This is a genomic window from Streptomyces sp. NPDC030245, from assembly GCF_055572995.1.
Map to the genome: position 1 here is coordinate 289603 of NZ_JBVICF010000001.1, position 18270 is coordinate 307872.

Sequence of the window (18270 nt, forward strand, 5' to 3'; positions counted from 1 at the left end):
GCCCCTTCGCGTGGGTCAGACCACTTGGTGCAGCCAGCGCACGGGCGCCCCTTCGCCCGCGTACCTGAAGGGCTCCAGTTCGTCGTCCCAGGGCTTGCCGAGGAGCTTGGCGAGCTCCGCCTCCAGGTTGCTCTCGCCGCGCTGCGAGCGGGCCAGCGCGGCGCGGAGCCGGTCCTCGGGGATCAGGATGTCGCCGTGGATGCCGGTCACGGCGTGGTAGATGCCGAGCTCGGGCGTGGCGCTGTACCGCTCGCCCTCGGCGCTGGTGCAGGGCTCCGCCGTCACTTCGAAGCGCAGCAGATCCCAGCCGCGCAGGGCGGAGGCGAGCTTGGAGGCGGTGCCCACCGAGCCCTGCCAGGAGAATTCGGATCTCCAGGTGCCCGGCGCCGCGGGCTGTCTGATCCAGTCGAGGCTCACACGCGCACCGAGCACGCCCGCGACAGCCCACTCGACGTGTGGGCACAGCGCGCGCGGAGCGGAGTGCACGTACAGAACTCCACGTGTCGTCACCGGGACCTCCAGTGTGGGTCGAGGTTCGCCTTCCCCAGCGGCCTCGCGCCCGTGCCGAGCAGTTTTCCCCAAATACTAGATAAACCTGGGAAAAGGGGACAGATGTGACGTGATGTAATTTAGCGGAACCACCGCAGCGGGGCGCCACCGGGTGGACCACCCGCCTGTCGCCGCCGTGGCAGCAGTGGCCCGGCGGCTACGGGCCGAGGCTACCGTGCGGCGGCGCAAGGAGTGTGACGTACCGTCGGTCCGAAGGCCAGGAAACTCCGACCTTTCACCCGGCGGGGCGCAACCCCGGCCACGCGCACGACGTCACGTTGAACGACCGAGGGGAGCAGGGGATGCGCAACCGCAGGCACCGCTCGCGTGCCGTCGTCGCCCTCGCGACGACGGCCCTTCTCTGCGGCGGTGCGCTCACCGCGTGCGACGCGCAGGGCGGCAACTCCGGGGCGCCCGGCGGCTCGTCCGCCCACCGGCCGTCCCCGAAACCCACCCCCTCCTGGGACACCTCGCCCCGCTCGCTGGCCGCCGTCGGCGACTCCATCACGCGCGGCTTCGACGCCTGCTCGGTGCTCTCCGACTGCCCCGAGGCGTCCTGGGCGACCGGCACCGACACCGAGATCAACAGCCTGGCGACGCGGCTGCTCGGGAAGGAGCGCGCCGCCACGCACAGTTGGAACCACGCGAAGACCGGCGCCCGCATGGCGGATCTGACCGGGCAGGTCGAGGAGGCCGCCGCCGAGCGCCCTGAGCTGGTGACGGTGATGACGGGTGCCAACGACGCCTGCCGCTCGTCGGCCGACGCGATGACGCCGGTCGCGCGGTTCCGCGCCGACTTCCAGGAGGCGATGCGCACGCTCCGCCGCGAGCTGCCGAAGGCGCAGGTGTACGTGGCGTCGGTGCCGGACCTGAAGCGGCTCTGGTCCCAGGGGCGGACCAATCCGCTGGGCAAGCAGGTGTGGAAGCTGGGCATCTGCGCCTCCATGCTGGCGGACCCGGACGACCTGGACGTGCGGGCGACACAGCGGCGGGACGCGGTGCGGGACCGTGTGGTCGCGTACAACGAAGTCCTCAAAGAGGTGTGTGAGAAGGACCGGCGCTGCCGGCACGACGGCGGGGCGGTCTTCGACTACCGCTTCGACGGCGACCAGTTGAGCCACTGGGACTGGTTCCACCCCAGCAAGAACGGCCAGGCGCGGCTCGCCGAGATCGCCTACCGACAGGTGACGTCGCGGAAGCCCGCCGCCTAGCGGGGTGGTCCTGGCGCGGGCCCCGTTAGGGTCTCGATCATGCGCAGTGAACTCTTCGGGACGCTTCCCGACGGCAGCCCCGTCCACCGTTGGACGCTGGAAAGGGCCGGGGTGCGGGTGCGTGTCCTGACGTACGGCGGGATCGTGCAGTCGGTGGACGTCCCGGACCGGTCGGGGCGTGTGGTGCCGGTGGCGCTGGGCTTCGAGCGGCTCGACGGCTATCTGGCACACCCGGGGCCGTACTTCGGGGCGCTGGTGGGGCGGTACGCGAACCGGATCGCGGGTGGTTCCTTCGTCCTCGACGGGCGGACGTACACCCTCGCGCGGAACAACGGGCCCAACGCGCTGCACGGCGGGGAGCGCGGCTTCGACAAGCACGTCTGGGACGCGGAGCCCGCGGGCGCGCACGGGGTGCGGCTCTCGCGGGTCTCCCCCGACGGCGAGGAGGGCTATCCCGGGCGGCTCGTGGTCTCGGCGACGTACTCGCTGGACGGGGCGGGGGCGCTGCGGATCGCGTACGGGGCGACGACCGACGCGCCGACCGTCGTGAACCTCACCAACCACACGTACTGGAACCTCGCAGGGGCGGGGACGGGGAGCGCCCTCGGGCACGAGGTGCGGATCGCGGCCTCCCGCATCACCCCGACGGACGGTGCCGGGATTCCGACCGGGGTGTACGAGGACGTGGCGGGGACCCGGTTCGACTTCCGTGCGGCTCGCGGGGCCGGGCCCGGCCACGACCACAACTACGTGCTGGACAAGGGGGTCACGGCACAGCCGGTCGAGGTGGCCGTGGTGCGCGACCCCGGCTCCGGGCGGACCCTGACCGTCGCGACGACGGAGCCGGGCCTTCAGCTGTACACGGCGGACCACTTCGCCCCGGAGCTCCCCTTCCCGCCCTGCGGCGGGATCGCGCTGGAGACCCAGCGGTTCCCCGACTCGCCGCACCGGCCGCACTTTCCTTCCACGGTGCTGCGGCCGGGCGAGGCGTACGCGTCGGAGACGGTGTACGGCTTCTCATGAATTGCCTTGACCCGCGGGCTCCTTGACGGCTTCCATGCGGGGCCGGAGCGATGAACCGAGGGGGACATGTGGGCAGCGGGAAGATGCACGCCGACGAGGCCGACATCGACGAGGGGCTGGTGCGGCGGCTGGTCGGTGCGCAGTTCCCCGCGTGGGCCGGGCTGCCCGTGGAGCGGGTCGAGTCGGCCGGGACGTCCAACGCCATGTACCGGCTCGGCGCGGACATGGTCGTACGGCTGCCGCGGGTGGCGGGCGCCGCCGAGGACGTGGAGCGGGAGCAGGTGTGGCTGCCCCGGCTCGCACCCGCGCTGCCCGTCGCCGTCCCGGTGCCGCTCGGGAAGGGGCGGCCGGGCGACGGGTACCCGTACGCGTGGTCGGTGTTCCGGTGGCTGGACGGCACGACACCGGACCCGGCCCGGCCGCTCGCGGAGCCCGCCCTCCTCTCCCGGTTCGCCGAGGACGTCGCGGAGTTCGTGACCGCCCTGCGCGAGGTGGACGCGGCCGGGGCGCCCACCTCCTACCGCGGCGACCCGCTCGCCGGGCGCGACACCCACACCCGCGAGGTGATCGCCGGACTCGGCGGGCTCATCGACGGGCGGGCCGCGACCGCCGTGTGGGAGGCCGCCGTACGCGCCCCGGCGTGGGAGGGCCCCGGCGTCTGGGTGCACGGGGACCTGCAACCGGGCAACGTCCTCGTCGACGGGGGCCGCCTCAGCGCCGTCATCGACTTCGGCTGCATGGGTACGGCGGATCCCGGGGTCGACCTGATCGCCGCGTGGTACCTGATGGACGCCGGGGCCCGCCGCACCTTCCGCGCCGCGCTCGGCCCGGCCGCCGACGACGCCATGTGGGCGCGCGGCCGGGGCTGGGCCCTCACGATCGCCGCCACGGAACTCGCGTACTACCAGGAGACGAACCCGGTGATGGCGAACACCGCGCGCCGCGTCATCGGCCGACTGCTCAGCGCCGGGGACTCAGCAGCAGATGGATCACGAGCCCTGTGATCAGCGCGGGCGGGGCCGAGGGAGGTGCCGGTCCTTGCGGTGACCGCCCGCCGGGTCACCCAGGAGCGCGGGGAACTTCTGGTCGACGGTACGCCGGGGTACCCAGGGGCGCGGGGAACTGCGCGACCAGCCCCCACCGGCCCGCAGGCGAGGGACCGCTCACCCCACCCGCACCGTCAGGCCCTCCGCGTACCTCTTCAGCACCTCCCGCGCCGACTCCGGCGTGTGGTGGCCCACCAGTACCTGCGCGGTGAGGCCGTCCGTCAGAGCCACCAAGGCGTGGGCCTCCGCGGAGGGGTCCAGCGAGGAGGTCAACTCACCCGTGTCCTGGCCGTAGCCGATCAGCCAGACGAGGAGTTCGTGGAGTTTCGCGTACGTCTCGCGCAGCACCTTCGCCAACTCGCCGCTCACCGCCGCGTGCGCGACGAACGCCCCCCAGACCCGCGCCTCCGTCTCGTCCTCCGGCTCGACGAGCGCCAGGGCGCAGAGCGTGCGGTCCAGCAGGGTCACGGCCGACTCCGGGGTGCCCGACGCCGCGATGCGTGCCTTCGCCCGGTCGCCGATCCGCTGCGAGATGCCCTCCAGGGCGAAGAGCAGCATCTCGTCCTTCGTACGGAAGCACCGCTGTACCGCGCCCATCGACACCCCCGCCTCAGTCGCCACGTCGCGCAGGCTGACGGCCTCCATCCCGGAGCGTGCGATCAGGAGGCACACCGCCTCGGCGATGCGGGCCCGGCGGTCCTCGTAGTCGACCTGCTTGGGCATGGTTCGCGTGCCTTTCCTTACGGGGGGCGGGAGCGGGGTGCGAGCCCCGGGGCTTTTCGATGCGGTTGCATCGTATCCCGCCTCACGTGCATGATGTGATGCGACCGCATCGGAACAAGCGGCGCAACCGCCCTACCTGTAGCGCCGCTCATGAGGAGACGAGATACGTGGCCAGCAAGACGAAGACCAAGACCAAGACGTCGTCCGCGGGGCTTCTTGCCCTCTTCGGTTTCATCCTGCTCGTGCAGGGCTTCGGCTCCGCGATCACGGAAGCCGGCTGGGACACCTCGTTCGGCGTCTCCGCCCTGCTGCGGAAGGCCGGCGCCCCGGTCTGGACCGACCTCGTGGTCGGAGCGGTCGGGTGTGCGCTGCTCGCGGCCGCGGCCCGCAGCCGGTTCGGGCGGAAGGCACCGTAGCGCTCACCCCACGCGCCCCGCGATACTTCCGCCACCTCACCGGTTACGGAAGGACTCGCGTGCACATACGAATCGGCGCTCTCGGCGTCGCCGCCCTGCTGGCCGGGCTGGGGCTCGGCTTCCCGGCGCCCGCCTCCGCCACCCCCACCGCCCCCGCGGCCCCCACCGCGCCCACCGCCCCCACCGTCGAGGAAGCGCGGCTCGACCGTGCCGCCCCTCGGGAGATCCTGCGGCGCAGCGGCTTCGACACCGCCGCCCCCGAGCTGGCGCGTGCGCTGGAGCGGGCCCGCTCCTACGACCAGGCCCGGCGTCTCGTCGTACGCGAAGGGAAGTCCCTGTGGCGGCGGGCCGTCGACCGGGCGCAGGGCGAGCAGCAGGCAGGGCTCAGCAAGGACGACGACCGGCCGCTCTACTGGGCCCGGCTCGGCATGACGCGGGAGCTGCGGCAGTGGGAGCCCTCCCGCTTCGCCCTCGCCGAGGGTCAACGGGGCAAGCTCATTGGCGCGTTGGAACGCTCGTCCCGCGGGCAGGACACCGTCGACCACCGCTCCGGCAAGCACGGGCACGGGCACGTCAAGCGCATCCTCGTCACCGGCTTCGACCCCTTCACCCTCGACCGCGACGTCCGGATCAGCAATCCGTCGGGCGCCGCGGCGCTCGCCCTGGACGGCACGACGATCCGGACCGCCGACGGGCCCGCGCGCGTCGAGGCAATGGTCTTCCCGGTCCGCTGGGACGACTTCGCGGACGGCGCCGTGGAGCGGGCGCTCCGCCCGCACCTGCCTCGCGTCGACCTCTTCACCACCATCAGCCAGGGCCGCGTGGGCCGGTTCGACATCGAGCGGACCAACGGCGCCTGGCGCGGCGGCTTCGCGGACAACGAGAACCTGTCACGCACCGGTACCGTGCCGGTGCGCGATCCCGCCACGCAGCCCCAGTGGACGTCGACGACCCTCCCGTACAAGGAGATCGTCGCGGCGAAGACGGGCCGCTTCCCGGTGTACGACAACACGTCGGTGACCGAGATACCTGCGGGCGGCACCGAGCCCGTGGTCCGGCCGGGCGGGCCCACCGAGGGGTCGACGGCGCGCGCGGGCGGCGGCGGGGACTATCTGTCGAACGAGATCGCCTACCGGGCGACGCTGCTGCGGGACCGCCTCGGGCTGCGCGACCGGCTGCCCGGCGGGCATGTGCACACGCCCGTCCTTCAGTTCGGCGCGGGGAACACCGACCCGGCGACGGGCGCCGTGACCGATCCCGAGTTCGTGCGGAACCGGCTCGACATCATCGCTCAGGTGCGGGGCATCCTCGGCGCGGCCGCCTCGTCGTCCTGACGGCCCGAGGGACCGTTCTCGCCCAGCAGGTCCCGGGCCATCAGCGTCGCGCCCGCGACCGCGCCCGGCATCAGGAACACCGCGACGAAGGGCACCAGGAAGGCGACGGCGAGCGGCGTCCCGAAGCCCCAGGCGAGGGTCTTGCGGGCGCGCAACAGGGCGAGCCTTTCGCGGAGTTCGACACCGCGGCGCTGCATGGCGACCGCGGTGAGCTCCTCGACCAGGAAGAAGCCGGTCACGCAGAAGCCGATCACGGGCACCACGGTCTGGCCGACGACGGGGATGAAGCCGAGCGCGAAGAGCAGCACGCCCCAGCAGAGCGCGCGCACGACGATGCGCAGGCTGTCCCGCGCCGAGATCCACAGGTCACGCCAGAACGGCAGCCCCGACTCGGGGGCGTGGCCGCACTCGGAGATGTCGACCTGCTCGGACAGCTTCTCGTAGAAGGGGTCGCCGATGAGCAGGGTCACCGCGGTGAAGGTGAGGACGGACAGCAGCAGCGCGAGGGCGAAGAGCAGGGCCGTCAGGAAGCCGCGGAACAGGCCGAGCCAGGGTGACGACCAGTCGTCGGCGAAGGGCGTGGCCCAGCCGACGAGGTCGTCGCCCCACAGGGCGAGCGACACGAGCGCGCCCGCGTAGAGGACGAGCGTGATGAGGCCGGGCAGCAGCCCCCATCCGTACTGCTTGCCGTGCTGGGCGACCCAGCGCTGGCCCTTCATCAAGTAGCCGAAGCCCACACCCAGATCGCGCATGCGGCACACCCTAGCCGCAGGTGGGCGGGGGTTTGCCCGGCGGCGGTCGGCAGGACTGTCACAGGTGGTGCACAAGTGTGGAACAAGGCCCTCTTGTTGAACGGGAGTTGAACCGGTAAGACCTCGCTTACCGATCTCCCGGAGGTACGTATGGGTATATCCCGGCCATCCAGACCCGTTCTGCTCACCACCGCCGCCACCGCGGGCGCGCTGGTCCTCACCGCGCTCGCCCCGGGCAGCGCGAGCGCCGACCCGACGCCGCGCCCCGCCGTCCGCGAGGGCTCGCCGCTCGGCTCCGGCCGGGCCGCCACGGCGCCGGAAGCGGCCGCCGAGCGCGCCCTCCGCGACGCGGGGAGCACGGGGGACGCGGGTCTCGCCGACGACAAGGGTCTCGCCGGCGCCAAGGGCCGCGGCTATCCGCGCGAGCTGAAGCTCACCGCACCCCCGGAGAACCCTGCCGACAAGTCGATAAAACTGGGGCTCACGCCGTACCACGGCATAGCCCCGAAGCTGAACGCCCTGCAACGCCTCGGCGACCGCGTGAGCGTGGAGATCGCGGGCCGTTCCGCGGGCGGGCACCAGCTCTACCTGGTGACGGTCACCGCCCCCGAGTCCGCGCGGGAGACGGCCCGGCAGGAGCGGATGCGCGAGCGCATCGAGGACTCCCCCGCGGCCGCCGCCCGGGACAGGACGATCAAGTCCGCGTACAAGACGCCCGTCTTCATCAACAACAACATCCACGGCAACGAGTGGGAGGGCACCGACGCCGCCCTGAAGCTCATCGAGAAGCTGGCGAAGGCGAAGGACCGGAAGAGCCGGTCGCTGCTCGCCCACAACCGCCTCTACTTCAACATCACCACCAACCCCGACGGCCGTGTCGCGGGCACCCGCGCCAACGCCAACGGCTTCGACCTCAACCGCGACTTCGTCACCGCCTCGCAGCCCGAGACCCGCGCGGTCCGGCGGATCGCCATCACCAAGCAGCCCGCCGTCATGATCGACCTGCACGGGTACGTGAACGGCACGCTGATCGAGCCGACCACTCCCCCGCACGGCGAGAACTACGAGTACGACCTCTTCCTCAAGAATTCCTACGCCAACGCCCTCGGCATGGAGGCCGCCGTCAACGGGCTCGGCTACACCGAGGAGAAGGACGGTGTGAAGCCCGCCGTCATTCCCTTCCGGGACCAGGAGGAGGGCTGGGACGACTGGCCGCCGATCTTCACCCCGCAGTACATGCCGTTCCACGGCGCGGTCGCGACGCACACCATCGAGTTCCCGATGCAGGTGAACAACGCCGCGTACGACACGCAGCCGGTCGCGGAGCTGCGCCGCAGGGCCGCGATCAACGTGGACATCGCGGGCGCCGCGATGCGCGCCACCCTTGACTGGACCGACCGCCACCGCGCCTCGGTGATCGCCGACCAGATCGAGGTCTTCCGGCGGGGCGCGACGGGCGCCGAGCAGGTCCCGGTGTCGGAGGAGACGGTGCCGGGGGTGCCCGGCATCGGCCCCGAGGACGTGTACACGACCAAGTTCCCGCGCGCGTACGTGATCCCCGCGGACGGGCGCGGTCAGCGGTCCGCGCCGGCGGCGGCGCGGCTCGTCGACCATCTGGTCGCCAACGACGTGCGGGTGAAGCGCGCGAGCCACGGCTTCCGGCTCGGCGGACGGACGTATCCGAAGGGGTCGTACGTCGTCGACATGCACCAGCCGAAGCGCGGCCTCGCCAATGTGATGCTGGCCGACGGGCGCGACATCAGCGACAAGGTGTCGACCATGTACGACATCTCGGGGTGGAGCCTCGGCCGCCTGTGGGGCGCGAGCGTGGACTCCGTCGAGAGCGGTGACCTGCGTGGCGTGCACGGCCGCACGGTGCGTGCCGCGTCCCGCGTCGGGTACGTGGCGCCGCACGGCGACCTGCGGCTGCGCCTCGACGACCCGCGCGAGATCGCCGCGCTCAACTCCCTTCTGGACAAGGGGGTTTCCGTGCGGCGCGACCGGGACGGCAGTGCCGTCGTGCCGTCGTCCGCGCGACGTGCCGCGACCGCCGCCGCGAAGGAGTACGACGTCGCCTTCGACGCCACGAAGGCGAAGGGCGGCGCCGCGCTGCACCGCACACGGGTCGCGGCGGCCGTCACGCCGGGCGAGCTGTTCGCGCTGCGGGAGATGGACTTCGACGTCGTGCCCGTGTCGACCGCCGTGCTCAACTCCGGCTTCGACTGGCGCGGGACCGATGTCCTCTTCGTGTCGGCCGGGCTCGACCGCGGGAAGCTGAATCCGGCGGCCCGCGCCGGGCTCGACCGGTTCCTCGCCGGGGGCGGCGGTCTGGTCGGGCGGGGCGCGGCCGGCGCCGCGCTCAACGCCGACGCCGGACTGCTCCCCGTGACGGCCGTCGAGGGCAACGGCGACGCCAACGGCGTGGTGCGGGTGGCCAACGCGGGCGGCACGGTCACCGGCGGGGCGCCGGACCACAGCTTCGTCTACTCGCCGTCGTGGTTCACCGACCTCGGGCGCGGGGTGCGCGTCGAGCAGAAGTACGGCACCGGCAACCCGCTCGTCTCCGGGCACTGGCGGGCCACGGAGGACGGCTCGGGCGGCCCCGCGGCCGCGGCGGGCCGCGCCTCGGTCGTCAGCGGGTCGGCGGGCGGCGCGGACGTGGTGCTGTTCGGTACGGAGCCGCTCTTCCGCGACCACCCGAAGGGGATTTTCCCGCAGGTCGGGCGGGCGCTGCTGAGCGTAGGACGCTGATGCGGTCAGGCTCCGGCCGGTAGCGGGAATGCGCCGCAGGGGCGCGGCGGTTGACCGAGTCACTGTCCCACCGCCGCGCCCTCAGGAGGCCCCGCCGCCATGACCCGTGAGATCCGAGTGCAGGGAACGGTCGCCGACGGGTACGAGGCGGTGCGAGAGGAGTTCACCGCCGTACTCGCGAACGAACTGCCCGAGTACGAGGGCCAGTTGACCGCCCACGTGCGGGGGCGCCGGGTCGTCGACCTGTGGGTGGGCCCGGACGTCACCGGCGAGAGTCTGTACGGCGTCTTCTCGTCCACCAAGGGCGCCGCCCACCTCGTCGTGGCCCTGCTCGTGCAGGACGGCGTCCTCGACCTGGACCGCGCGGTCGCCGCGTACTGGCCGGAGTTCGCCGCCGAAGGCAAGGGTGCGGTGACCCTGCGGGAGCTGCTCGCGCACCGGGCGGGCGTCGCGGGCCCCGACGTCGGCTTCTCGCCGGAGGAGCTCGCCGACGACCGGGCCATCGCCGCGCGCCTCGCCGCGCAGCACCCCCTATGGCGGCCGGGGAACGCCTTCGGCTACCACGCCTTCTCCATCGGGGCCCTCGCCGGGGAGGTGGTGTTCCGCGCCACCGGGCGTACCTTGCGGGAGGTGTACGAGGAGCGGGTCCGCGCCCCGTACGGCCTGGACTTCTTCCTCGGGCTGCCCGAGGAGCACGAGAAGCGGTTCCGCTCCGTGCAGCCGATGGCGCCCACGCCCGAGCAGGCGGCCCTGCTCGCCGCGGAACCGCCCCAGCCGCACACCTTCAACGCCCTCGCCTTCAACCGGCACGCGGCCGAGCCCACCGACCTGGAGGCGGCGCCCAACTCCCGGCTCCTGCGCGCCGAGGGGAACGCGTCGATCGGCGGAGTGGCGTCCGCGCGGGGCCTCGCCGGGATGTACGCGGCGGCGGTCACCGGCCTCGACGGCCGGGAGGCGCTGCTCACGCCCGACACGGTCGCCGCGTTCGGGCAGGTCCAGTCCGTCGGGCACGACCTGGTCTCGGGCGCCTTCAAGGCGTTCGCGGTCGGTTTCCAGGCGCCGTCGGTGGCCGTGTACCCGTTCCTGGGCGCGGGCACGATCGGGCACAGCGGCGCGGGCGGCTCGCAGGCGTTCGCCGACCCGCGCAGCGGCCTCGCGTACGGGTACACGCGGCGGCGGTTCGCGTACCCGGGCGGTCCCGCCGTCGAGAACGAGCGGCTGGTCCGTGCGGTGCACGAGGCGGCGCTCGCGGCGGGCTGACCGCCGAGGTCATGACTGAGGGCCGCCCCCGACGGGAAGCGGCCCTCACATCCGTGCGCGTCCGCGGATCAGGCGGCCGAGACCTCGACCTTGATGTTGCCGCGCGTGGCGTTCGAGTACGGGCACACCTGGTGCGCCTTCTCGACCAGCGACTGCGCGGTGGCCGCGTCCACGTTCGGGATGGAGGCGGTGATGGCGACCTCCAGGCCGAAGCCGCCGGCCTCGTTCTGGCCGATGCCGACCTTGGCGGTCACGGTCGAGCCCGAGATGTCGGCGTTCTCCTTGCGGGCGACGACGCCGAGGGCGCCCTGGAAGCAGGCGCTGTAGCCGGCGGCGAAGAGCTGCTCCGGGTTGGTGCCTGCGCCGCTGCCGCCCATCTCCTTCGGCGGGTTCACGACGACGTCGAGCTTGCCGTCGTCGCTGGCGACGCGGCCGTCGCGGCCGTTCTCCGCGGTGGCCACGGCGGTGTACTTGACGTCGATCTTCTGGATGGACATAACTGCTCTTTCCTCCTGAGATGTGACGTGGTGCGCGCCCACAACCACGGTTTGCGGAATCAGGTTATCGGATGCCGGAAGTGAACCGGTGGTCCCGTTGAGCCGACCGGTGGGCCCGTTCAGCCGAGGGAGACGATCATCTTTCCGGTGTTCTCGCCGCGGAGCATGCCGAGGAAGGCGTCCACGCCGTTCTCCACACCCTCGACGACCGTCTCGCGGTACTTGAGCTCGCCGGAGCGGATCCAGCCGCCGACCTCGCGGACGAACTCCGGCTGGAGCGCGCTGTGGTCCTGGACGAGCATGCCCGTCAGGCGCAGGCGCTTGCCGATGACCAGGGCGAGGTTGCGCGGGGCGGGGGTCGGCTCGGTGTCGTTGTAGCCCGCGATCATGCCGCAGATCGTGACCCGGCCGTGCACGTTGAGGCGGCTGATCGCGGCCTCCAGGTGCTCGCCGCCGACGTTGTCGAAGTAGACGTCGATGCCGTCGGGGGCGGCCTCCTTGAGCTGCTCGACGACGGGCTTGTCGTCCTTGTAGTTGAAGGCGGCGTCGAAGCCGTACTCCTCGACGAGCAGCTTGACCTTGTCGTCCGAGCCGGCCGAGCCGACGACGCGGGAGGCGCCCTTGAGCTTGGCGATCTGGCCGACCTGGCCGCCGACGGCACCGGCGGCGCCGGAGACGAAGACGGCGTCGCCCTCCTTGAAGGAGGCCACTTCGAGCAGCCCGGCGTACGCGGTCAGGCCCGTCATGCCGAGGACGCCGAGGTAGGCGGAGAGCGGCGCGGCCTCCGGGTCGACCTTCGTGGCGTGCTGGGCGGGGACGGAGGCGTACTCGCGCCAGCCCGCGAAGTGCAGGACGTGGTCGCCCACGGCGAAACCCTCGGCGTTCGACGCGACGACCTCGCCGACCGCGCCGCCCTCCATGGGGCGGTCGAGCTGGAACGGCGGCACGTACGACTTCACGTCGTTCATCCGGCCCCGCATGTACGGGTCGACGGAGAAGTGCAGGTTGCGCACGAGGACGCGGCCCTCGGCGGGGGCCTCCACGGGGACCTCGCGCAGCGCGAAGTCCTCCGGCACCGGCCAGCCGGACGGGCGCCGCACGAGGTGCCACTCGCGGCTGACGGAGGGAAGCTGCTGCTCGGGGGTGACGGTCATGGGGGCGTCCTCCTACTGCGGATCAGCGTCAGGAAATATTCGAGATCAAGGAAAGTACTTGATGTTCTTAAACAACCATGCTCCTGAATATTTCATGATGTCAAGTAAATGGGTAGCCTGGTCACCATGGCCACCAGTAGCTCCGACGACCGCGTACCTCGCGGCCGCTCCCCTCACACCGACCCGCTGACGCTCGAAGTCGTCGAGCTCATCGGCACGGTCGTGGCGCGCTACTACGAGGAGTACGAGGAGGCGGCCGCCGAGCACGCGCTGACCGGCGCGCAGGCGCGCGTCCTGCGGCTGCTCTCCCTCGAACCTATGCCCATGCGCCGCATCGCGCAGAAGCTGAAGTGCGAGCCGTCGAACATCACGGGGATCATCGACCGCCTGGAGGCACGCGGACTCGTCGAGCGACGCCCCGACACGTCCGACCGCCGCGTCAAGCTGGCGGCACCCACGGCACAGGGCACGGAGGTCGCCCGGAGCCTCCGGGACTCCCTGGACTTCGCCCGCGAGCCGCTGGCGGAACTGTCACGCGAGGAGCGGGTCGTGCTGCGGGGGTTGCTGCGAAGGATGCTCGGCGAGGGGACTATCTGAGCCCTTGGCTCAGTGACGGGCCGGCGGGTGGGGCGGTGACGGGCCAGGTGTAGGCGAACCCGTGCAGTACGCCGGGTTCGGCGACGGCATCGGCGTCGCCCGCCACGGCGGTGACGATCTCCACCAGCGCATTCTCCCGGCTAACGCAACCCCGCGTCCACCGACCGTGGCACCCCCTCCCCACCCCTGACGCATCCGTCCTCCCGCTGCGCCGCACTGCGGGCGGTCGGGCCGACGTAGGGTCGGGTCTCATGGTCGCGAGTGCGCGCCGACGCCGAGGAGTGGGACTGGTCGCTGACGTGTCGGTGCTGGCGGCCGGGAGGCGTCATTCGGTCGGGCGGCGGTTCGACGGGACGGTTCTTGCCGTGGGTCATACCGGTGCCGGTGAATGCCGCGTCAAGGGGTGGGTGGACGTCGTCGCGGTAGCGGCCGGCAACGTCCACACCGCGGCCAACACGGGCAGGTCTCACACGGTCGGACTTCGGTCGGACGGCACGGTGCTGGCAACGGGGTGGAACGGCGACGGGCAGTGCGATGTCGCCGCATGGCACGGCGTGACGGCCGTGGCCGCAGGGTGGCGGCGCACGCTCGGACTCCTCGCCGACGGGCGCGTGCTGGCCGCCGGCCGGAGCGCGGAGGGCCAGTGCGACGTGCGGTCCTGGCGCGAGATGGTCGCGCTGTGCTGTGGTGACTGGCACTCGGTCGGTGTCCGGTCGGACGGGCGTGCACTGGCCGTGGGGAACAACCGGCGAGGGCAGTGCGCCGTCGACGGGTGGCGTGACCTGGTGGCCGTGTCGGCCGGGTCCGTGCATACCGTCGGCCTCCGAGCCGACGGGCGGGCGGTCGCGTCCGGGAACCGGGCGAGCGGGGCATGCGCGGTCGAGAACTGGGAGGATGTGGTGGCGCTCGACGCGGGCAGCCACCACACCGTCGCCGTCACGGCGTCCGGGCGCGTCCTGGCAGCGGGAGACAACAGCCACGGACAGTGCGATGTCGGCCGTTGGCGCGGCATCGTCGCCGTGGCCGCCGGTTCGGCGCACACGCTCGGCCTGCGCGCCGACGGCACGGTCGTGACCACGGGGAACAACGCCGACGGGCAGTGCGATGTCGGTGCCTGGGCGGGAGTCCGGCTGCTGTAGCCGGGGGCCGCGCCGGCAGGTGCTTACGTGCACCACCACAGGAAGCGGTCGCACGGCTCCGTGGGCTCGGGTTCCGGAGGGCGCGTGGGCTTCGGGGCGTCCGTGGGAGGCGGGGGCGTCGGGGCGGGGGTGTCCGGGGTGCCGCCCTGGGGTGGGGGTGCGGTGGAGGTGGGTGTGCCGGGGCCGTCGTTGCCCTGGCCCGCCTCGGTTTCCCGGTCCTGTCCGTGCCGGTCGGCGGCGGTGCCGTCGCCGGTATCGCCGTCGTCCTTCTTCTTTTCCTTGCCGTCCTTGTCGTCCCGCCTCTCGGCGTCCTTGGACTCGTCCGCGCTCGGGCCGGACGACGTGGCCGCCGCGTCCTCGGCCGTCGTGCCGCCGGAAGCGCTCCCGGCCGCGCCCGTCGACGCCGAGGGGGACGGGTCCGCGGCGCCGCCGTCCGGGGCGGAGGCCGCCCGGTCGCCGGCGCTTCCCTCCGTGCCCAGCTCGGCGAGGCTCAGGCCGCCCGCCGCGAGCGCGAGGCCCGCGGTCGCGAACAGGATCTTGCGGCGTCTGCGCCGGTGCGCCCTGCGGGCGCGCTCCTTGCGGCGGCCGCGGCCGCGGACGCGCGGGGACGACTCCTCGTCCGCGCCGTCGTGGGTGTCGGGTTCTTCCCGCGACGCGGTGACGGACTGCGCGTACTCCCGGCAGGCGTCGGCCGGGGTTCCGCACCCCGGGCAGGCGAGGGCGCCGTTGAGGTGCCTGCGGCACGGGTGGCAGTAGTCCATGAGGCATGGAGGCTAGGCGCCACGCCGGTAACAGCGGAAGCGGGGGCTGTGAAGGTTGTGTGCGGAATCGAAAAGTCCGGTGGTTCCGCGGCGTGGCGCGCGGGCGTCACGCCCTGCCCAGGAGGCCTCTCAAGCGGCGCGCCCGCAGCACCAGTTCCAGTTCGAAACGGCGGTCCGGGTCGTCCACCTCGTCGCCCCAGAGCTCCCTTATCTGGCGCAGGCGGTAACGGACCGTCTGCGGGTGGACGCCCAGGCGGGCCGCCACCTCGGGTGCGCCGCCGCGGGTTTCCAGCCAGGCCAGGAGGGTCTCGGCGAGGCGCCGGCCGTGGGCGGGACCGCAGTGTTCCAGCGGGGCCAGACAGCGGCGGGCCAGGTCCTCGATGAGCTCCTCGGGTTGCAGCAGCACCAGCGCCTCGGTGTGTTCCGTGCAGTGCAGCACCTCGCCGGTGGGCAGCAGCCCGCGCTCCATCAGACGCACCGCCGCCTCCGCCCAGCGCAGCGACTTCGCGGCGTCGGCCAGGGCGACGGGCGGGCCGATGGCGCCGGACCAGCCGGTCATGGCGCGGCGCAGGAGTTCGGGCCGTCCCGCCGCTTCGGGGTCGGGCACCACCATGCGGGGCTGCTCGGCCTCCATGTCGAGCAGGACGCCCTCGCCGACGGCGGGTGCGACGGCCTCCCGCGCGGGGCGGAGCAAAACGCCCACGGCGACGCGTTCGGGCAGCTGCCAGCCGACGCGGGCAGCGCGCTCGCCGAGGGCGTTGCCGAGGGCCGAGGTCTTGCCGCCGGACGCGGGGCCCACGCCCGCCCCGGGTCCGCTCACGGGCCCCAGCGTGCTGTCGGAGCGCCGCTCGGAGAGCAGCAGCTCCATCAACTTGCGTTGCAGGCGCAGGCGTTCGCCGGCCTCCCGGGCCGCCGCCTCCGCGTATCCGCGTACGGACTGGTCGACGAGGCCGTCCAGGTACTCGAAGCCGGACTCGGCGAGTTCGTACATGGCGGGCGGCGGGATCTCTATCTGCTGGCCGATCTCGGCGAGGCGGCGCCAGGCCAGGCGTACGCCCAGGCGGTAGATCGCCTGGAGCGAGTCGAGGCTGCGGCCGTGCAGGCCCTCGCCGCGGCCGAACTCCTGGAAGACCTCCAGGTGGTAGCGGGGCCGGCCCTCCTGGGACGCCAGCTGCTGGACGAAGCCCTCCAGGGCGCGGCGGATGCCGATCAGGGCCATCGGCTCGCCGGAGTCGTCGAGGACGACGGGCAGGCCGGGGTACTCGGCGCGGATCTCGCGCAGGATGTCCTGGGCGAGCGCGGGCACCTCCTCCAGGGCGAGCGCGGCGAACTGCCGCACCTGCCGGGGCGGTACGTCGCGCCAGGCGGAGCGGTGCGCGCCCTCCGGCGGCCGGTCGGCGGGCAGGTACGTCTCACCCGGGAAGCTGTCGTCGGCCGTCCGGTCGCCGGACGGCTGAGCGCTGGTGGCGGCCACGGTCGCTCACTGCCCCCGCGCCGGTGTCTCGTAATGCACGAGCGGCGTATTGGGCTGGTCCGGTGTGGCGTCGAGGAGCGCGACGATGCCGAGCGCCGCGCCCACGGCGAGGAGCGCCGCGGCGGCGACGGTGAGTGAAGCGGCGAGCAGTCGATGCATTGCGAGGGTCAGCCTCTCTGTCGGAGGTCGTCCCCACCCCGGGGCGCGCAGGCGCTCGGCCGGTCTCGAACTCCGGCCGAAAAGTCCTGGTCGCACAGCCCGTGCCGGCCCCGTCCGGCAAGGGCCCAGTCTCTGCAATGCATTGACACTTCGTCAAGGGTGGGCCTACGTTCCCGGCCCATACGGCTCAGTAACACTTCTCCCGCCTCAGCCCAGGAGTGACCTCATGCGCCGCACCGCCTCACCTCTGTCGCTGATCCTTCTCGGGCTCGGCGCGTTTCTTCTGGTCCTCGCGCCGATGCTGGCCTGGTACGTGGAGCCCCGAGCGAAACGCACGCCCGTGGACATCGACACCATCACGGTCTTCAAGGGCAAAGGAAGCTATTTCGACACCAAGAAGATCAAGACCGTTCACGACAAGAACCTCACGATCACCCGCCAGGTCCGCGGCGACGTCGCCGACAGCGAGGAGAGCGGGCGGGCCGTCTGGGACGTGGTGACGTCCGTCGACCCGGACAAGTCGCTGCCCGCCGCCAGCCCGCACGACGCGCTCCAGTGGACCCAGGAACGCTGGGTCACCGACCGGAAGACCAACAAGCCGGTGCACTGCTGCGACGAGGAGCCGTACTTCGAGGGCGAGGCCTATCTGAAGTTCCCCTTCGACGTGGAGAAGCGTTCCTACCGCTGGTGGGACAACACCTTGGGCGCGACCGTGCCGCTCACCTACCGGGGCACGAAGAAGATCCAGGGGTACGAGGGCTACCGCTTCACCGCGACCGTGAAGGCCACCAAGACCGGCACCCGTCAGGTGCCGGGGCGGATGGTCGGCCAACCGAGGAAGAGCCAGGTCATCGCGGACGAGTACTACGCCAACCACGGCATCGAGCTCGTCGCGGACCAGCGCACCGGCCGGATCATCTACGCCGCCATCGGGCCCCGCAAGACGCTGCGCGCGCCGGGCTCGGAGAAGGACGCGACGGTGCTGCTCGACAGCGAGCGGATCGCGTTCACGCCGGCCACGCAGAAGGCGCAGGTGAAGCTCGCCGACGACGACAGCAGCCGTCTGAAACTGGTCGGTGAGACGCTTCCGGTAGGTGCGGGCGTGCTGGGCGGGGTACTGGCGGTGGCGGGTGTCGTGCTCGTCGCGCGGGGACGGCGCCACGACGACGGGGCGAACGGCCCCGGACGGCACGGCGGTTCGGCGGAGCCCGGGAGTCCGAATCCGGATCCGTCACCGACCGCCCTGCAAACAAGCACGATGTGATGATTCGTCAGCCCTTGAAAGCGCAAAAATTGTCACTTCGGTGAGTAGCCGCGCGGTACGGGGCGGCGAAAACTATCCACCCCACCCACGCACAGCCCCGCACCGCCCCGGCTCCACCCCCGCACCAACCCCAGCAGGACCGTTCAGCCGACCGGCCCCC

Annotated in this window: 19 protein-coding genes; 10 read left to right on the forward strand and 9 right to left on the reverse strand. The window is 72.4% G+C overall.

All coding sequences use genetic code 11. From position 1 onward, the window contains the following. Positions 1-15: 15 nt before the first annotated feature. Positions 16-510, reverse strand: a complete 495-nt coding sequence (locus ACZ4Z4_RS01260) for a DUF3145 domain-containing protein (RefSeq protein WP_468320525.1) — start codon at positions 508-510, stop codon at positions 16-18. Positions 511-851: 341 nt separating this feature from the next. Here ACZ4Z4_RS01260 and ACZ4Z4_RS01265 point away from each other — a divergent pair, with 341 nt between their 5' ends. From ACZ4Z4_RS01265 to ACZ4Z4_RS01275, 3 genes are all read left to right on the forward strand, one after another. Further along, complete coding sequence (locus ACZ4Z4_RS01265; RefSeq protein ID WP_468320528.1) at positions 852-1760, forward strand: SGNH/GDSL hydrolase family protein; 909 nt, start codon at positions 852-854, stop codon at positions 1758-1760. A gap of 39 nt (positions 1761-1799) precedes the next feature. Beyond that, the gene (locus ACZ4Z4_RS01270; RefSeq protein ID WP_468320531.1) at positions 1800-2783 is read left to right on the forward strand and encodes an aldose epimerase family protein; all 984 of its coding nucleotides are present in this window, start codon (positions 1800-1802) and stop codon (positions 2781-2783) included. An 83-nt stretch (positions 2784-2866) separates the two neighbouring features. Further along, positions 2867-3787, forward strand: a complete 921-nt coding sequence (locus ACZ4Z4_RS01275) for an aminoglycoside phosphotransferase family protein (RefSeq protein WP_468322045.1) — start codon at positions 2867-2869, stop codon at positions 3785-3787. Positions 3788-3946: 159 nt separating this feature from the next. On the opposite strand, the gene ACZ4Z4_RS01280 is transcribed toward ACZ4Z4_RS01275, so the two are convergent. Next, positions 3947-4552, reverse strand: a complete 606-nt coding sequence (locus ACZ4Z4_RS01280) for a TetR/AcrR family transcriptional regulator (protein WP_468320533.1) — start codon at positions 4550-4552, stop codon at positions 3947-3949. A gap of 167 nt (positions 4553-4719) precedes the next feature. Here ACZ4Z4_RS01280 and ACZ4Z4_RS01285 point away from each other — a divergent pair, with 167 nt between their 5' ends. Then, positions 4720-4968 (forward strand): hypothetical protein, encoded by a 249-nt coding sequence (locus tag ACZ4Z4_RS01285; protein WP_468320535.1) that lies wholly within the window; start codon positions 4720-4722, stop codon positions 4966-4968. A gap of 59 nt (positions 4969-5027) precedes the next feature. After that, positions 5028-6302 carry a pyroglutamyl-peptidase I gene (locus ACZ4Z4_RS01290; RefSeq protein WP_468320538.1) on the forward strand — a complete coding sequence of 425 codons (1275 nt, stop codon included), beginning with the start codon at positions 5028-5030 and terminating at the stop codon, positions 6300-6302. Here ACZ4Z4_RS01290 and ACZ4Z4_RS01295 read toward each other — a convergent pair. After that, positions 6260-7054 (reverse strand): EI24 domain-containing protein, encoded by a 795-nt coding sequence (locus ACZ4Z4_RS01295; protein ID WP_468320540.1) that lies wholly within the window; start codon positions 7052-7054, stop codon positions 6260-6262. The two genes, ACZ4Z4_RS01290 and ACZ4Z4_RS01295, sit on opposite strands and share 43 nt — an antisense overlap. 150 nt (positions 7055-7204) lie before the next feature. Between ACZ4Z4_RS01295 and ACZ4Z4_RS01300 the strand changes: the two genes are divergently transcribed. Both ACZ4Z4_RS01300 and ACZ4Z4_RS01305 read left to right on the forward strand, forming a co-directional pair. Next, positions 7205-9805 (forward strand): M14 family zinc carboxypeptidase, encoded by a 2601-nt coding sequence (locus ACZ4Z4_RS01300; RefSeq protein ID WP_468320543.1) that lies wholly within the window; start codon positions 7205-7207, stop codon positions 9803-9805. Between the two features lie 99 nt (positions 9806-9904). Continuing rightward, on the forward strand, positions 9905-11065 hold the full coding sequence (locus ACZ4Z4_RS01305) for a serine hydrolase domain-containing protein (RefSeq protein WP_468320546.1): 1161 nt from the start codon (positions 9905-9907) through the stop codon (positions 11063-11065). A gap of 68 nt (positions 11066-11133) precedes the next feature. Here ACZ4Z4_RS01305 and ACZ4Z4_RS01310 read toward each other — a convergent pair whose 3' ends face one another. Continuing rightward, on the reverse strand, positions 11134-11562 hold the full coding sequence (locus ACZ4Z4_RS01310; RefSeq protein WP_098242314.1) for an organic hydroperoxide resistance protein: 429 nt from the start codon (positions 11560-11562) through the stop codon (positions 11134-11136). A 119-nt stretch (positions 11563-11681) separates the two neighbouring features. Then, entirely contained in the window at positions 11682-12716 is a 1035-nt protein-coding gene (locus tag ACZ4Z4_RS01315; protein ID WP_468320549.1) for an NADP-dependent oxidoreductase, read from the reverse strand. Positions 12717-12842: 126 nt separating this feature from the next. Here ACZ4Z4_RS01315 and ACZ4Z4_RS01320 point away from each other — a divergent pair, with 126 nt between their 5' ends. Then, positions 12843-13313: a MarR family winged helix-turn-helix transcriptional regulator gene (locus tag ACZ4Z4_RS01320; protein ID WP_468320551.1), complete on the forward strand. Its 471-nt coding sequence runs from the start codon at positions 12843-12845 to the stop codon at positions 13311-13313. Here the strand turns inward: ACZ4Z4_RS01320 and ACZ4Z4_RS01325 are convergent. Beyond that, on the reverse strand, positions 13306-13437 hold the full coding sequence (locus ACZ4Z4_RS01325) for a hypothetical protein (protein ID WP_468320553.1): 132 nt from the start codon (positions 13435-13437) through the stop codon (positions 13306-13308). The two genes, ACZ4Z4_RS01320 and ACZ4Z4_RS01325, sit on opposite strands and share 8 nt — an antisense overlap. Positions 13438-13678: 241 nt before the next feature. Between ACZ4Z4_RS01325 and ACZ4Z4_RS01330 the strand changes: the two genes are divergently transcribed. Further along, positions 13679-14452, forward strand: coding sequence for an RCC1 domain-containing protein (locus ACZ4Z4_RS01330; RefSeq protein WP_468320556.1), 774 nt, complete (start codon positions 13679-13681; stop codon positions 14450-14452). A gap of 23 nt (positions 14453-14475) precedes the next feature. Here the strand turns inward: ACZ4Z4_RS01330 and ACZ4Z4_RS01335 are convergent, their stop codons facing one another. From ACZ4Z4_RS01335 to ACZ4Z4_RS01345, 3 genes are all read right to left on the reverse strand, one after another. Then, positions 14476-15213, reverse strand: a complete 738-nt coding sequence (locus ACZ4Z4_RS01335; RefSeq protein ID WP_468320558.1) for an SCO2400 family protein — start codon at positions 15211-15213, stop codon at positions 14476-14478. A gap of 106 nt (positions 15214-15319) precedes the next feature. Further along, positions 15320-16618 (reverse strand): PucR-like N-terminal domain-containing protein, encoded by a 1299-nt coding sequence (locus tag ACZ4Z4_RS01340; RefSeq protein WP_468322048.1) that lies wholly within the window; start codon positions 16616-16618, stop codon positions 15320-15322. A 75-nt stretch (positions 16619-16693) separates the two neighbouring features. Further along, entirely contained in the window at positions 16694-16846 is a 153-nt protein-coding gene (locus ACZ4Z4_RS01345; protein ID WP_365355998.1) for a hypothetical protein, read from the reverse strand. A gap of 226 nt (positions 16847-17072) precedes the next feature. On the opposite strand from ACZ4Z4_RS01345, the gene pgfA reads away from it, so the two are divergent. Beyond that, a complete protein-coding gene (gene pgfA / locus ACZ4Z4_RS01350; protein WP_468320562.1) occupies positions 17073-18110 on the forward strand; it encodes a cell envelope lipid trafficking protein PgfA in 1038 nt (345 codons plus the stop codon). Positions 18111-18270: the final 160 nt, after the last annotated feature.

Excerpts from the sequence above, each read along its gene's own strand:
- ACZ4Z4_RS01315 (WP_468320549.1), bottom strand. The coding sequence starts at position 12,716 with ATGACCGTCACCCCCGAGCAGCAGCTTCCCTCCGTCAGCCGCGAGTGG.
- ACZ4Z4_RS01275 (WP_468322045.1), top strand. The coding sequence starts at position 2,867 with ATGCACGCCGACGAGGCCGACATCGACGAGGGGCTGGTGCGGCGGCTG.
- ACZ4Z4_RS01320 (WP_468320551.1), top strand. The coding sequence starts at position 12,843 with ATGGCCACCAGTAGCTCCGACGACCGCGTACCTCGCGGCCGCTCCCCT.
- ACZ4Z4_RS01295 (WP_468320540.1), bottom strand. The coding sequence starts at position 7,054 with ATGCGCGATCTGGGTGTGGGCTTCGGCTACTTGATGAAGGGCCAGCGC.
- ACZ4Z4_RS01310 (WP_098242314.1), bottom strand. The coding sequence starts at position 11,562 with ATGTCCATCCAGAAGATCGACGTCAAGTACACCGCCGTGGCCACCGCG.
- ACZ4Z4_RS01335 (WP_468320558.1), bottom strand. The coding sequence starts at position 15,213 with ATGGACTACTGCCACCCGTGCCGCAGGCACCTCAACGGCGCCCTCGCC.
- ACZ4Z4_RS01345 (WP_365355998.1), bottom strand. The coding sequence starts at position 16,846 with ATGCATCGACTGCTCGCCGCTTCACTCACCGTCGCCGCCGCGGCGCTC.
- ACZ4Z4_RS01305 (WP_468320546.1), top strand. The coding sequence starts at position 9,905 with ATGACCCGTGAGATCCGAGTGCAGGGAACGGTCGCCGACGGGTACGAG.
- ACZ4Z4_RS01265 (WP_468320528.1), top strand. The coding sequence starts at position 852 with ATGCGCAACCGCAGGCACCGCTCGCGTGCCGTCGTCGCCCTCGCGACG.
- ACZ4Z4_RS01280 (WP_468320533.1), bottom strand. The coding sequence starts at position 4,552 with ATGCCCAAGCAGGTCGACTACGAGGACCGCCGGGCCCGCATCGCCGAG.
- ACZ4Z4_RS01270 (WP_468320531.1), top strand. The coding sequence starts at position 1,800 with ATGCGCAGTGAACTCTTCGGGACGCTTCCCGACGGCAGCCCCGTCCAC.
- pgfA (WP_468320562.1), top strand. The coding sequence starts at position 17,073 with ATGCGCCGCACCGCCTCACCTCTGTCGCTGATCCTTCTCGGGCTCGGC.
- ACZ4Z4_RS01300 (WP_468320543.1), top strand. The coding sequence starts at position 7,205 with ATGGGTATATCCCGGCCATCCAGACCCGTTCTGCTCACCACCGCCGCC.